Source organism: Amycolatopsis vastitatis (genome assembly GCF_002234595.1).
Lineage (GTDB): Bacteria > Actinomycetota > Actinomycetes > Mycobacteriales > Pseudonocardiaceae > Amycolatopsis > Amycolatopsis vastitatis.
In genome coordinates this window covers 138,006-151,862 of the sequence record NZ_NMUL01000021.1, presented here as the reverse complement: position 1 = coordinate 151,862, position 13,857 = coordinate 138,006, and the positions used below count along the sequence as shown (strand labels likewise).

At 71.5% G+C, this 13,857-nt stretch carries 14 protein-coding genes; 10 read left to right on the top strand and 4 right to left on the bottom strand.

Annotation, left to right across the window (positions count from 1 at the left end; all coding sequences use genetic code 11):
• Positions 1 to 105: 105 nt before the first annotated feature.
• The 7 genes from CF165_RS51260 (at position 106) to CF165_RS21155 (ending at position 7,985) form a co-directional block, all read left to right on the top strand.
• Positions 106 to 558, top strand: a complete 453-nt coding sequence (locus CF165_RS51260) for an SRPBCC family protein (RefSeq protein ID WP_158226807.1) — start codon at positions 106 to 108, stop codon at positions 556 to 558.
• A complete protein-coding gene (locus CF165_RS21185; RefSeq protein WP_093949265.1) occupies positions 555 to 1,784 on the top strand; it encodes an AarF/UbiB family protein in 1,230 nt (409 codons plus the stop codon). The genes CF165_RS51260 and CF165_RS21185 overlap by 4 nt, the downstream gene beginning before the upstream one ends.
• 126 nt (positions 1,785 to 1,910) lie before the next feature.
• Complete coding sequence (locus CF165_RS21180) at positions 1,911 to 3,179, top strand: cytochrome P450 family protein (protein WP_093949264.1); 1,269 nt, start codon at positions 1,911 to 1,913, stop codon at positions 3,177 to 3,179.
• A 292-nt stretch (positions 3,180 to 3,471) separates the two neighbouring features.
• Positions 3,472 to 4,563, top strand: coding sequence for a class I SAM-dependent methyltransferase (locus tag CF165_RS21170; RefSeq protein ID WP_093949262.1), 1,092 nt, complete (start codon positions 3,472 to 3,474; stop codon positions 4,561 to 4,563).
• Positions 4,560 to 5,933, top strand: coding sequence for an alpha/beta fold hydrolase (locus CF165_RS21165; protein ID WP_093949261.1), 1,374 nt, complete (start codon positions 4,560 to 4,562; stop codon positions 5,931 to 5,933). The genes CF165_RS21170 and CF165_RS21165 overlap by 4 nt, the downstream gene beginning before the upstream one ends.
• A gap of 2 nt (positions 5,934 to 5,935) precedes the next feature.
• Positions 5,936 to 7,396: an alpha/beta fold hydrolase gene (locus CF165_RS21160; protein ID WP_093949260.1), complete on the top strand. Its 1,461-nt coding sequence runs from the start codon at positions 5,936 to 5,938 to the stop codon at positions 7,394 to 7,396.
• A 10-nt stretch (positions 7,397 to 7,406) separates the two neighbouring features.
• Positions 7,407 to 7,985: a hypothetical protein gene (locus CF165_RS21155; protein WP_093949259.1), complete on the top strand. Its 579-nt coding sequence runs from the start codon at positions 7,407 to 7,409 to the stop codon at positions 7,983 to 7,985.
• A gap of 3 nt (positions 7,986 to 7,988) precedes the next feature.
• Here the strand turns inward: CF165_RS21155 and CF165_RS21150 are convergent, their stop codons facing one another.
• On the bottom strand, positions 7,989 to 9,176 hold the full coding sequence (locus CF165_RS21150; protein WP_158226806.1) for an FAD-dependent monooxygenase: 1,188 nt from the start codon (positions 9,174 to 9,176) through the stop codon (positions 7,989 to 7,991).
• A 99-nt stretch (positions 9,177 to 9,275) separates the two neighbouring features.
• Between CF165_RS21150 and CF165_RS21145 the strand changes: the two genes are divergently transcribed.
• The 3 genes from CF165_RS21145 (at position 9,276) to CF165_RS21135 (ending at position 11,976) form a co-directional block, all read left to right on the top strand.
• On the top strand, positions 9,276 to 9,653 hold the full coding sequence (locus CF165_RS21145; protein WP_205660924.1) for a VOC family protein: 378 nt from the start codon (positions 9,276 to 9,278) through the stop codon (positions 9,651 to 9,653).
• A 129-nt stretch (positions 9,654 to 9,782) separates the two neighbouring features.
• Positions 9,783 to 11,366 (top strand): MFS transporter, encoded by a 1,584-nt coding sequence (locus tag CF165_RS21140; RefSeq protein WP_143268622.1) that lies wholly within the window; start codon positions 9,783 to 9,785, stop codon positions 11,364 to 11,366.
• A 40-nt stretch (positions 11,367 to 11,406) separates the two neighbouring features.
• Positions 11,407 to 11,976 (top strand): DUF5655 domain-containing protein, encoded by a 570-nt coding sequence (locus tag CF165_RS21135; RefSeq protein WP_093949255.1) that lies wholly within the window; start codon positions 11,407 to 11,409, stop codon positions 11,974 to 11,976.
• A 79-nt stretch (positions 11,977 to 12,055) separates the two neighbouring features.
• Here CF165_RS21135 and CF165_RS21130 read toward each other — a convergent pair whose 3' ends face one another.
• The 3 genes from CF165_RS21130 to CF165_RS21120 are packed head-to-tail and all read right to left on the bottom strand — an operon-like array spanning position 12,056 to position 13,843.
• Positions 12,056 to 12,502 (bottom strand): SRPBCC family protein, encoded by a 447-nt coding sequence (locus tag CF165_RS21130; RefSeq protein WP_093949254.1) that lies wholly within the window; start codon positions 12,500 to 12,502, stop codon positions 12,056 to 12,058.
• The gene (locus CF165_RS21125) at positions 12,499 to 12,846 is read right to left on the bottom strand and encodes an ArsR/SmtB family transcription factor (RefSeq protein ID WP_093949253.1); all 348 of its coding nucleotides are present in this window, start codon (positions 12,844 to 12,846) and stop codon (positions 12,499 to 12,501) included. The genes CF165_RS21130 and CF165_RS21125 overlap by 4 nt, the downstream gene beginning before the upstream one ends.
• Before the next feature lie 58 nt (positions 12,847 to 12,904).
• Entirely contained in the window at positions 12,905 to 13,843 is a 939-nt protein-coding gene (locus CF165_RS21120) for an ester cyclase (RefSeq protein WP_093949252.1), read from the bottom strand.
• Positions 13,844 to 13,857 lie beyond the last annotated feature (14 nt).

Genomic DNA, 13,857 nt, shown 5'->3' with positions numbered 1-13,857 from the left:
CGGGAAGTTGTCCGAAATTGCCCGATCCGGCGGGACTCGCCGACGGTTTTCCGCGGATCCGCGCGGTGTTACGATGGCCGGCATGGCCGGGGCGGGAGGCGTGCTGTGACCACAGTGGACACTCAACGGGAGTCGTCCGGAGTGGTCGAGGTGCGCCGTGAGTTCGCCTGCGGCACCGCCGAACTCTGGCGGTGCGTGACCGTTCCGCGAATCGTTTCCGCGTGGTTCGAGCCGTGCCGCCGGGATCGCGGCGGCCGCTACGAGATCCGTTTTTCCGAAGACGGGAATGCGTATTCGAAGTACGCGACCGTCGTCGAAGGTCACCGGAGTGCCGACGGCGGCCGGTTCCGCTTCCGGCTCGAGGACGAGGGATATCCCGACAGCGTCGTCGAAGTCGAAGTGACCCCGCGAGGCGCGGGCGGCTCGGCGTTGCGGCTGAGGCACCTCGATCCGCCACCGTCGCTGGCCGAGGGGTACCGGGAGGGCTGGGCCGACTACCTGGCCGCGCTCGCCCGGTACCTGGCCGGGAGAGCCACGGGAAGGGCAGGCGGCCGATGAACGCGCCGGCCGTGGTGCGCTCGGCCGTGCGGTCGGTGCAGATCGCGGCGGTGCTCTGCGGAGTGTGCGCCCGGCTGGCGGGCGCACTGGTCAGGGCCCGGGGCAGCACCGAGCGGTCGGCCGGTGCGGCAGGCGCGATCATCTGTGCCTGCCTCTGGCGGCTGGGCCCGGCCTTCGTCAAGGTCGGGCAGCTGATGTCGAGCCGGCGCGACGTGCTCCCGGACCGGCTCTGCGACGTGCTCGAGTCCGGGTTGGCGCGGGGCCGGGCCGGAAACGGTGCGTCGGCGGGAATCGAGATCGGCTCGGTGGCGGTGGTCCGGCGCCGGCGCTTCGGCGACGTCGACGCGGCGTTGAAGATCATCCAGCCGGGCGCCGCGGAACGGCTGCGCGTCGACCTCGACCTGATCGGCCTGCTCGCCCGGTGGTGGGGTGCGCTGATGCGGCGATCCGGCGGGCCACTGCGCGGGGTCGTGCACGAGATCTGCGAATCCGTGCGGCGCCAGACGGACCTCGTCGCCGAGGCGGCGACCCTCAGCCGCTTCGAGGAGCTGGAGGACGCCCTGCCCGTGGTCTTCCCGCACGTGCTCGCGGACTACAGCGACGCCGACCGGCTCGTGATGACCTGGGTGCCGGGGCAGGCCGGCGGGCGCCGGTTCGACAACGGACGCCGGGTGGCCAAGCGGCTGGTCCTGACGGTGTACGAGATGCTTTTCGTGACCGGCACGGTGCACTGCGACCTGCATCCGGGCAACTGGTGGTCGCTGCCGGACGGGCGGCTCGCGATCGTCGACGCCGGCTTCAGCTACGAACTCGACGAGGACATGCGCAGCCACTTCGCCGAGTTCTTCCTCGGCATGGCCAGCGGCAACGCCGAAGTCTGCGCCACCCACGCGCTCGCCGCCGCGGCGAAGCCGGTCGCACCGGCCGACGAGGCCGGTTTCCGGGTGGATATGGAGGAATTGATCGCCACCACGACGGGAATGACCGCCGGTGATTTCTCGCTGGCCGGTTTCGCGGCCCGGTTCTTCGCCATCCAGCGGCGGCACCGCGCGTTCTCGCGCGCCGAATTCATTTTCCCGTTCATGGCGCTGCTCGCCATCGAGGGACAGGTGAAGCAACTGGATCCGGGCATCAACTTCCAGGCCATGGCGGGCCCGGTCGTCCTGCGCTCGATCGTCAACCGGGCCCGGACCGGCAGCTCCCGGGGATCCCGCCCGCGCCCCTGAACGGTTGCGGGACGGGGCGCGGCACGGAGTAGCCAACTTCGAAGAAGCAGGTGCGCGCAAGCCAGTTTAGCCTTCGGGAAACGATGACGGGAATTCACGCCTGATCTTCGCAGGAAGGACCGAGAAATGACACACAGCGAAGCCGGCCTTCACCCGCTCTATCAGAAAGCCCACCGCAACGACCCCTTCCCGGTCTACGCACGGATGCGCGGCGAAGGACCGGTCGAGCTCGTCACCGAGCCGCGCGGGATCCGGCACTGGGTGATCACGCGGTACGACGAGGCGCGGGCCGCGCTCGCCGACCGGCGGCTCTCCCGCGACCCCCGGAACATGTGGGAGGTCATGCGGCTGACCGAGCTGTACGACGAGGGCGAAGAGGATTCCGAGCCGCACATGCTCAACGCCGACCCGCCCGACCACACCCGGCTGCGGCAGCTGGCGAACAAGGCCTTCACGGCCCGGCGGGTCGAACGGCTCCGTCCCCGCATCCAGCGGATCACCGACGAGCTGCTCGCGTCGATCGACGTCACCGCGCAGGTCGACTTCATGAGCACCTTCGCCGCGCCGATGCCGATCAAGGTGATCTGCGAGCTGCTCGGCGTGCCCTACCAGGACGCGGTGAGCTTCACCAACTGGGTGCTGGCCGCGCTGACGCCGACCTACGTCAAGGGCGAACGCATCGCGCCTTACGAAGCGAACGGCCTGCTGCGGCAGTACTTCATCGACCTCGTCGCCCGCAAGCGCGCGGAGCTGAAGCCGGGCTCGGGGCACGAGGAGGAGCAGGCCGACCTGCTCAGCGCCCTGATCGTCGCCGGCGACTCCGGCGACGTGTTCACCGAGAAGGAAGTCGTCTCCACGGCGGGTCTCCTGCTGATCGCCGGGTACAAGACCACGGTCAACCTGATCGGCAACGGCATGCTGGCGCTGCTGCAGAATCCTGCCGAGCTGGAGCGGTTGCGGCGGGACCCGGCCCTGATGCCCTCGGCGGTCGAGGAGCTGGCCCGCTACGACGGTCCCGTCGAACGCGCGATGCTGCGGGTCGCCACCGAGCCGGTGACCATCGGCGACGTGACGATCCCCGCGGGCGGCCTGGTCACGATCGCCAACGCCGCGGCGAACCGCGACGAGCGCAGGTTCACCGGCGGCGAGTCGCTCGACGTCGGCCGCGGCGACCGCAACCACCTCGCGTTCGGGTACGGCATCCACCACTGCATCGGGGCGCCGCTCTCCCGCCTGGAGACCGAGATCGCGTTCACGTCGCTGCTCCGCGAGTTCCCGGAGATGACGCTGGCGTGCCCCGTCGAGAAGCTCGAGTACCGCGAGACCGGTGTGCTGCGCGGCCTCGCGGAGCTGCCGATGTGGTTCACCCGCCGGGAGTCCGTGGCCGGCGGCTAGGCCCGCGCGTCCGAGGTTCGTTGACAGCGGCCCGGGGATGCGCCCCAATGTGGCGTTGGGTGCGTTGGACGCACCGAACGCCACATTGGGTGCGTTGGACGCACCGAACGCCACATTGGGGCGCTCGGCCCGAACGCCAAACAACTTGCGACGCGCGACACTAGGCCCGCGCGGCGCCGGTCGTCCGGCCTCCGGGCGGCCGGCGGATCCCAGCCGCCGGACTCCGGCTCGCCCTCCCCGGCCACCGGCCGGTGGGCGAGCCGGGCTGTGACCAGCGAGGAGGGCACGCGAGGTGCAGACGGAAGACCAAGCGCGCCGGGAGGCCGGCCCGGACGTGGGGGAGACGCTGGCGGCCGGCGCACGGTTCATGACGGACCTCAGCCGGGCCATGGTCGCGCTCGCGCTCGCCCTCGGCGACCGGCTCGATCTGCTCGCCGTCCTGGCGGACGGCGAGCCGCGCGATGCCGGGCAGCTCGCCCGGGAGTCCGAAGTGGACGCCCGGTACGCCCTCGAGTGGGCCCGCACGCTCACCGCGGCAGGCTACCTCGAGGCGAGCCCGGCGGGGTTCCGGCTCCGGCCGGCGTTCGCGGCCGTCCTCGGCGACCGGGAATCCCCGTTCTACGTCGGCGGAATCGCCCGTCTGCTGCCGCCGCTCGCGGCGATGGTCCCGGCCGTGGAACGCGGCTTCCGGACCGGGCGGGGGCTCACGCCGGCAGACTACCCGGACGCGATGTACGAGGCCAACTGGCTGATGAGCGAGAAGTGGCTCGAGGCGATGCTGCTCGACCAGTGGATCCCGCTCGTCCCGGGGCTCGGGCAGGCACTCGAGGCGGGCGGGCGCGTCGCCCACCTCGCGTGCGGGTCCGGTGCCGCGCCGGCCCTCGTCGCCGGTCGTTACGCGGGTGTGCGCGCCGAAGGGTACGACCGTCACCAGCTCAACGTCGACCGGGCGCGCCGTGAGGCGGCCTCGCGCGGCGTCGAGGACCGGGTCCGCATCGAGCTCGTGGCGGAGTTCGCCGACGGGCTGGCCGGTCCGTACGATCTCGTGCTGGCGTTCGACTCGCTGCACCTGGCCGCCGATCCCGCGGGGGTGCTCCGCCGGATCGCCGAAACCCTGGCACCCACCGGGGTCTTCCTGTTGCTGGAGACCAACTGCTCGGCGGATCCCGCCGAGAACGTGGGCGAGGTCGCGGCTTTCCTCTACGGCACCAGCACGCTGTACTCGGTGCCGCTGACCCGGAACGGGCCCGTCGCCGCGGGCATGCTGGGACTGCCGCGGCCCGAGCTGACCCGCCTGTGTGCGAACGCCGGGCTCGCGGCGCCCCGCGAACTCGTCTCACCCACGCCGTTCAACGTGCTCTACGAGATCAGGAGGGCAGGATGAGCCGCGCGAGCACGACGGATCTCGACTGGACCGCCGCCGGGCAGAACGGTGCGCAGCGGGCTTCCCTGACAGTGCCGGTCGACCACGCCGCGGCGCACGGCGCGGAAATCGACCTCTCCGTGGTCCGGTACCCGGCGACCGAACCGGAGAACCGGATCGGGGTGCTGGTCGTCCTGCCCGACGACCCCGGCAGCCCCGGCGTGCCGTTCACCGGTCAGGTCGCCGGCGCGCTGCCGGAGTCCCTCACCCGGCGGTTCGACGTGGTCGGCTTCGACCACCGGTTCAGCGGCGACAGCGTGCCCCTGCGCTGGGGCCTGGACCAGCGCGAGATCTTCTGGGTGTTCCACCACCCGGACTCGTTCCCGGCGGAGGTCCGCTTCCAGGCCGAGATCGCCGCCAAAGCGGCCGCCCACTCGCTCGAGACGCTCCCGCACATCTCCACCCGCGCGATCGCCCGCGACGTCGACCTGCTCCGGCGTGCGCTCGGCGAGGAGCGGATCAACCTGCTGGGCCACAACTACGGCTCGTACCTCGGCGCGGTGTACGGCGAGATGTTCGGGGACCACGCGGGCAGGGTCGTGCTCGACAGCGTGCTGAGCCCCGACTGGGTGTGGCGCGACCTCTTCGTCAACTTCGCGGACAATTGCGAGGCCGCACTGGCCGCGTGGTGCGCGGGTTCCGCGGGCGGTGCGCTCGGCCCGGACGCGGGCGCGGTGCGCGCGGCGTTCGACGACGTCCTCCGGAAAGCGGGGGCCGGCGGATTGATGCTCGGCGGCGTGCCGCTCCCGCTGGATGGCCGGCTGTTCCGCGTGCTGACGATGATGCTGTTGAGCTCCCGGCGTTCCCACCCCGCGCTCGCGGACGTCGTGCGGTGCGCGCGCACCGGTGAGGTTCTTTCCGCGGCGACCCAGCAGCTGCTCGGCGCGTTGTTCGCCGCGCCCCGGGGCGCCGAGACGGCGGCCGCCCAGCTGGCGATCCTCTGCGGGGACGCAGCCTGGCCGCGGTCGATCGAGTTCTACGAGTCGGCCTACGAGGCGGCGACCGGGTTCATGGGCCCGGCTCTGTGCGGGATCAAGGCCGGGGCGTTCTGGCCGGTCCAGCCCGCCGAACCGCCCACCTCGTTCGGCCCGGCGAAGGCCGAGGGAGTCCTGCTCGTCCAAGCGGAGCACGACATGTTCACCACGGCCGCCGGCGCCGCCCGCCTGCGCGAGCTGCTGGGCGAGGGGACGAGATCGGTGCTCGTGGGGAACATGGCCGAGCACCGCGTGTTCCCGTTCGCCGGCGACGAGCGCGTCAATTCGCTGGTGGCGGAGTTCCTCATCACGGGCAGGCTGCCCGAGTCCGACGTCCGGCTCGACGATCGGGAGTGACCATGGCCGGCAGCGCGCTGAACGCCTACCACAACCAGCGGATCACGTGGTCCGCCCCCGACCCCGGTGTCGGCGGCGCCCGCCGGGCCACCATCCGGGTCCCGCTCGACTACCGGAAGCCCGGCGGACGCGACATCGAGATCGGGATCGCCCGGCACGCGGCGACCGGCGCATCGCGGGGGACCTTGCTGATCGGACCCGGCGACGACCTCGGCAACCGGGGCCTGCGCCTGCTCGGCGACCTGCTCGGCACGCTGCCGTCGGCGCTGGTGGAAGCCTTTGACATCGTCGGCTTCGACCACCGGTTCATGGGGGCGAGCACGCCGGTCTTCTGCGATCTCACGCCGGAGGAACGGTTCTGGGTCTTCCACTACCCGGAGTCCTTCGACAGCGAGATCCGGTACCAGGCGACCGTGGCGGCCAAGTGCTCGGCGGGGACGCTCGACCTCCTCGCCCACGCCAGCTCGCGCAACATCTGCCGGGACATGGACGTCATCCGGGCGGTGGTCGGCGCCCGCCGCGTCCACTACCTCGGCTACTCCTACGGCACCTACCTCGGTGCGGTGTACGGCGAGATGTTCGGCGACCACCTCGGCCGTGCCGTGCTGGACGCCATCTGCAGTCCTGACTGGGTGTGGCGCGGGCTGTTCACCGACTTCCCCTCGGGCGGCGAGCGGGCGCTCGCCCGCTGGTGCCGCTGGGCCGCCACGAGGGACGCGGACTACGCGCTCGGCGCGACCGCGGCGGAGGTGCGTGCGCGGTACGACCACGTGCTCGCCGCGGTCGACGGCGGCGAGCAGGTGACGCTCATGGGCTTCCCGCTCGACCGCACTCTGGTCCGGCTGATCCCGGTGGGGATCCTCAACAGCGAGCTGGCCTACCCGGTGCTCGCGGACATCCTCCGGCACGTGACCACCGGCCGGCAGCTGGACTCCGGCAGCCTGGAGTTCCTCGGCCGGATGTTCGGCGAGCCGAAGGAGGAGAGCGGGACTGTCGCGCAGCTGGCGATCCTGGCCGGCGACGCTTCCTGGCCGCGCAGCCCGGCGCTGTACGAACGCGACATGCGGGCCGGCGCGGCGGAGTTCCCGTGGACCGGTGCCGCGCTCGACGGGATCAAGGCACCCGCGTTCTGGCCGGTCGCGCCGGCCGAACCGGCCACCGAGCTGGGCGCGGGGTCCGGCGGCGGGCGGTACCTGCTCGTCGCGGCGGATGAAGACATGTCGACGCCGTGGGCGGCCGCGCGCCGGATGCACGAGGTGCTGGGCGAGCGGTCGACGTTCGTCACGGTCGCCGACACCGCCCATCACCGCGTCTTCCCCTTCTACGGCAACGCGGAACTGAACGAGCTGGTCGGCACGTTCTTCCTGACCGGCGAAGCACCGGAGCCGGATCACGTGTGCGCCAACCCGCGGCGGCTGCTCGAGCCGGTCGCGACCGAGCGGGCGGCGGCGGTCGGCGGCTAGGCTGCCGGCCATGCTGATCGAGAAGGAACGGCACGACGGCATCCGCCGCGGGGACATCACGGTGCTGTTCCGCCGGTGGCGGCAGCGGCAGGCCACGGCCGGGGCGGTCTACCGGACGGCGCTCGGCCGGGTGGCCGTGGACGCGGTGGACGTCGTCGAACCGGCCGGGATCACCGACAGCGACGCCGTCGCGGCGGGCTACGGCTCGGCGGCGGAAGTGGTCGCGGACCTCCGGGGCCGCGAGGCGGATCCGGTGTACCGGCTGGCGATCAGGTTCGTCGAGGAGGCCGACCCGCGCGACGAGCTCGCGGCGGCCGACGAGCTTTCGGCAGCCGACGTCGCGGACATCGCCGCCCGGCTGGCGCGGCTCGACCGGGCGAGTTCGACCGGGCCGTGGACCGAGGCCACGTTGAAAGTCATCGAACGGCGTCCCGCCGTCCGCGCCGGGGACCTGGCGGCCGAGATCGGTCGTGACCCGGCGCAGTTCAAGCTCGACGTGCGGAAGCTCAAGAACCTCGGGCTCACCATCAGCCTGGGGACGGGCTACCGGATCTCTCCGCGGGGCGCCGCCTACCTGGCCTCCGCTTGATCGTCAGCCCGGCGGCGACCAGCCGAAGAGCGCGGCGTTCTGCCGGTCGTCGCCGGTGGCCCGGGTGACGATCCGGAGCACGGCGTCCCGCAGTGCGGTGCCGGCAGGCGACCGGACGTGGGCCACCCGCCCGAGCATCCGCGACTGCCGGACGACCTTGGCGGTTCGCGCGGTCCGTTCGGCGGAGTACCCGGCCAAGGCGGATTCCGCCGTGTCGTCCGTGGACAGGCGGACGCCGAGCACCGCGGCGTCCTCCAAGGCCATGCCCGCACCCTGTCCCAGGGTGTACACCATGGGGTGAATCGCGTCGCCGGCCAGCGTCACGCGTCCGCGGTGCCAGACGCGCGAAGGCGGCCGGTCGAACACGTCGGTGACGACGCAGTCGGCCTCCCCGGCCGTGGCCACCACCTGACGCACGGCCGGAGCCCAGGTGCCGAGGCGGTCGCGGACGAGCCGCAGCGCCTCGGTGGCGGGCCGCCGTGGCCATTCGCCGCGCCGGGCGGCCATCGAGGCCACCCAGTAGACCCGCCCGTCCCCGATGCCGGCGGCGAACACCACGATTCCCTTCCCGTAGGCGATGAAGCCGTCCGGATGGGCCCGCGGTGCCGCGCCGGTCCCGCGCACCGCGGTGATTCCCCGGTACCGGGGTTCCCCGGGGCCGAGCAGGTCCCGCCGGACGGCCGACCGCAGCCCGTCGGCACCGACCAGGGCGTCACCCCGGAGCCTGCGCCCGTCGGACGCGACGAGTTCGACCGAGGAACCGTGGCCGGTGTACCGCTGCGCCGTGAATCCGGTGACGATCTCGGCACCCGCGGCCTCGGCCGCGCCGAGCAGCACCGCGTGGAGGCCGGCGCGCAGGATCGCCACCGCGGGCTGGCCCCAGCGCTCCTCGAAGCCGTCGAACGAAACCCGGCCCAGTTCCCGCCCCCGCGCGTCGAGGAACGGGGTCCGGTGGCCGGTGGATCCGCGCACGCCCGAGGGACGGCCGGTCGCGCGCACCGCCGCGGCGAGCCCGGGTTCGATGGCGTGCAAAGCTTTCATCGCGTTGGGGGCGAGGACCAGCCCGGCGCCGGAGCGGCCGGGCGCCGAGGCGTGCTCGGCCACGACGGCATCGACTCCGCGGTGCCGGAGTGCGGTGGCGAGGGCGAGCCCGGCGATGCCGCCACCGGCGATCAGGACGCGGCCGATCATGGGTCCAGCCTGCGCCTCGGCCCGGCCGGGGGTTACTCCGACGTTGCCCGGAGTGGCCGCCCGTACCCGGCTTGACATGTAGGAGACTTCCTACCTACGATGGTTGCCATGGAGATTTCACATCTGCAGAAATTGACGATCCCGGTCGCCGACCAGGACAAAGCGAAGGCTTTCTACGTCGACACCCTCGGATTCGAGGTGCGTAACGACACCCCGCTGCCGATGGGAAACAATGCGCGCTGGATCGAAGTGGCGCCGGCCGGTGGCCAGGCCTCGTTCGTGCTGTGCAACTGGATGCCCGACGCGCCCCACGTGGTCAACGTGATGCTCCAGACGAAGAACACCGACGCCGACGTGGAATCCTTGCGCCAGGCGGGACTCACGGTCGACGACCCCATGCAGACGCCGTGGGGCAAGCAGGCCACGTTCTCGGACCCCGACGGCAACACCTTCGTCCTCACCGACGGCGCTTCCTGATCCTTTTCCCGGCCCGATTCCGCCGGAAATCCTGTTCACATCCCCCTTCCTGAGTTCGGTACGCATGCCCAGGTACACCGGGTATGTGTACCGGCTCGTCACTACCATTCCCTCGCACGGGAGACAGCTGTGACTCAATCCGGTAATGAGAGCTGGCCGTCGGCGCCCGCGGACGCGCCGCCGAGCGTCGTGCCCCGCCGGGCGTGGCTCACGCTGGTCCTCGTCTCGCTGGGCGCCATGATGGAGGCGCTCGACACGACAGTGATGACGATCGGCAACCCCCGGATCGCCGTCGACCTCGGTACCCAGCTGAACCAGTTGCAATGGGTCAGCAATGGCTACATGTTCGCTGTCGTCGTCTTTCTGATCACCGCCGGGAAGATCGGTGACCGGTTCGGCCACCGCTCGACGTTCCTGGTGGGCATGGTCGGGTTCGCGGCCAGCTCGGTGGTCGCCGGTACGGCGGGCTCGGTCGGCGTGCTGATCGGCGCCCGGGTCGTGCAGGGCATCTTCGGGGCCGTGCTGGCACCGAACTCGCTCGCGATCATCCGCAACGTCTTCCCGTTCGACAAGCTGAAGGCCGCCATCGGGATCTGGGCGGGGTTCGGCGCGCTGGCGATGGCCGCCGGCCCGTTCATCGGCGGGCTCGTCGTCGGCCTGTGGGACTGGCGGGGGATCTTCTTCCTCAACGTCCCGATCTGCCTGATCGTCGTGATCGCGGGCCTGGTCCTGATGGACAAGGGCCGCGAGCAGCGGCAGCCGGCCCCGATCGACATCCCGGGCGTGCTCCTGCTTTCGGCCGCGCTCTTCGCGGTGGTGTGGGCGATCACCCGGATCCCGGTGTCGGGCTTCGGACTGGACGCCGGCCTGTACTTCGCCGCGGCCGTGGTGCTGTTCGCCCTGTTCCTGTGGCGGCAGCGGGCCTCGGAGAACGCCGTGCTCCCGCTCCGGCTGTTCCGTTCGGTCTCGCTGTCCGCCGCGGTGGTGGTCGTCGCCCTGGGCGCGTTCGTCGCCTTCGGCAGCTACTTCTACTTCGGCCTGTACCTGGAACACGTCCAGGACCGTTCGCCGCTGATGACCGGCGTGCTGCTGCTGCCGCAGACCGTCCTTTTCGGGCTCGGCGCGGCGGTGGGCACCAAGCTGGGCAAGCAGCAGGGCCCGCACGTGCCGATGATGCTCGGCGCGTTCCTCGTCGCGCTCGGCTCGGTGGGCATCGTCATGCTCCGGGCGGACTCGTCGTACTGGCTGCTCGGCCCGGCGCTGGGCCTGATGGGCATCGGGATCGGGGCGATCATCCCGGTCGCCGTCGAGGCGATCCTCGGCCACAGCCCGCAGAACCTCGCCGGGGTCGCCTCCGGGTTGCAGCAGACCGGGCTGATGCTCGGTGCGGTGCTCGGCACCGCGATCCTCGGCTCGATCATCGGTGTGCACGTGCGGGACGATCTGCCCGGCAGGCTCGCGACCGCCGGAGTCACGCAAAGCGCGGCCGACGCCGCGGTCGCCCAGGCTTCCGTGGCCGCGCAAGGTGTCCTGCCGCACGTCGGAGGCATCTCATCCGAAGTCGACGCCCAGATCAAGACGGCGATCGACCAGAGCTTCACCAGTGGCCTCAACGTGGCGATGATCGTCGGCGCCGCGGTGATGGTGATCGCCGCGATCATCGCGAGCCGCGTCAAGGCTCCCGAATTCGATCCCGCGTCTTCCTGGGGCTGAGAGGCGTCCGATGATCACCCACTGACGAAAGGATCCACGAATGGCATTGTCCGGGAACGAGATGCTCGAGCGCGTCGCCGCCTCCCTGCCCGCGAAGACCGGCAAGTCGGCCGACGAATGGGTGGCCGAGGTCGAAAAAGCCGGACTCGACGCGCTCGACCAGCGCTCGGTTCGGGCATGGCTGAAGTCGGAACACAGCTTCACCAAGCCGCAGCAGGAAGCCGTCGCGATCGCGGCGGCCAAGAAGGCGGGCTGGTCCGAGCCGACGGCGGACGATCACCTCACCGCCCAGTACGCCGGCAAGAAGCAGGCGCTCAAACCGATCTACGAGTCACTCCTGAAGGAGGCCAAGTCGCTGGGCGACGACGTCGAGGTCGAAGTGCGGGCGAACTTCGTCGCGGTGAACCGGCGACGGCAGTTCGCCGCGATCCAGCCGACCACGGCGACCCGGGTCGACCTCGGACTCCGGTTCACCGACGCGCCGAAGTCGAAGCGGCTGGCAGCGGCGTCGGCGCCGGGGCAGTCCACGCACAAGGCCGGCGTGACGAGGGCCGACGAGGTCGACGACGAACTGGTCGGCCTGCTCAAGCAGGCCTACGAACAGAACTGAGCGTCGCGGCGGCACCTGGCGAGGGGTCGGGTGGTCACCGGCGGGGTTCCCGCCGGTGACCACCTTCTCGGGTACGAGCTCAGGTGTTGTCCTTCGAGGTGGTGCGGGCGAGGTGGCCGGCCAGCCGGGTGTGCGCGATCTTCTTCCACCCGCCGCGGTGCATGAGCGCCAGTACCGCGCCGCCCAGCCCGGTGAAACCCTGGTGGGCCAGGCGAAGGCGCGTGTGCCCGCCGTCGGCCGCGGCCAGGGTCCACGTGACCGTCGTGGTGGTGCGCATCCGGCTGCCGCGCCAGGTGTAGGCGAGGGTGCGCGGTTCGTCGACCTCGGTCACTTCGCAGTGCACGACGCCGTCCCAGCCGGGCATCGGCTTGGCGCGCAGGGTGAACTCCCGCCCCACCTCCGGGGCGAACCCGTCGACCGGCATCAGCCAGTCGGCCAGCGCGTCGGCGTCGGTCAGCGCCAGCCACACCCGGGCGGGCGGGTAGGGCAGTTCGACGTCCACGGTGATGTCTTGCGAGGTGGTCATCTTCCATCCGTTTCGTTGCCTGCCTGGCGGTCGAGGTACGCGCGCAGGCTGCCGATCCGCTCGGTCCAGAACTCGCCGAAGAGCGCCGCCCAGTCGTAGAGCTCCCGCAGCGGCTCCGGGCGCAGCCGGTACAGCCGCTGCCGTCCCGAGCGCTGCTCGGTGACGAGGCCGGCGGCCCGCAGCACCGCCAGGTGGCGGGACAGCATCGGCAGCCCGACCCCGAGCTCACCGGCGAGCTCACCGACCGGCAGGTCCCGCCGCCGGCTGAGCACTTCCAGCGCCGCACGGCGGGTGGGGTCGGCCACCGCGCGGAAGACGTCTTCGGTGGCGACGGGCCTCGGCATACCTAATGTTTATGGTAAATGTGAACTATTGTCAACCCGGACACCGGGGGGAGCCGGGTCAGAAGGGCCCGCCGGCGACCTGCTGCAGAAGGGACAGCTGGTCCCAGAGCAGCCATTCCTCCTGGATCTGGGTGCCGCGGGCCCGCGCGACGCTGATGCCGCTCACGCTGACCGGGACACCGGTGGCGGCAATCCCGAACAGGGTGCCCTTGTGCGTGCCCCGGCCGGTCCACCGCGTCACGACGCGGTCTCCCTGTGCCAGCTGCAGATCGACCGTGGTGGCGAAGTCCGGCATCCCGCTGCGGAAGGTCGCGACCAGCCCGGCGATCCCGTTCCTGGTGCCCGGCAGCAGGCCGGTCGGGTCGTGCAGCACGTAGCCGGGTGCGAGCAGCAGCTGCAACAGGCCGACGTTGCCGCTGTTGTACACGCTCGCGAACAGGCTGGCCACCAGCGACTTGAGGTCCAGCAGGCCGAGCTCCCCGCCCACGAGGGGGCCGTTGGCGCGGAAGGGCGCCGGGGTGAACTCCGGTGGTGGCGCCGCGGCCGCCCCCGGCAGCACCGTGAGCCTGGGGAGCGCGACACCGAGCTGGCGCAGCATCGAGACGCTGTCCCGCGCCTCCCATTCCTCCACGATCAGCCCGTCGCGGACGCGGACGATCGAGATGCCCGCGATGTCCACCGTGCTGCCGGTCGCGGGCCTGCCGAGCCAGGCGCCGGTGTTCACGCTCGTCTGGTGCCAGCGTGCCGCGACCAGGTCGCCCTCGGCCACCACGTCCTCGAACGTGGTGTCGAACTGGGAGAACGCGGTGAACACCGTGTTGGCGAGGAAGCTCTGCGTGCCGGCGAGCCCGGTCTGCTGCCCGGTGTCCTCGCCCGGTGCGCGGTCGTGGTGCAGGAAGTTCCGGCTGAGGAACTTCTCCGCCGCCGGCAGGTCCTTGCCGTCCAGCACGGTCCTGACGAAGGACTGGAGCACCGTCGTGTTCTCGGCCGTGGTCATGACAACCGTCCCCT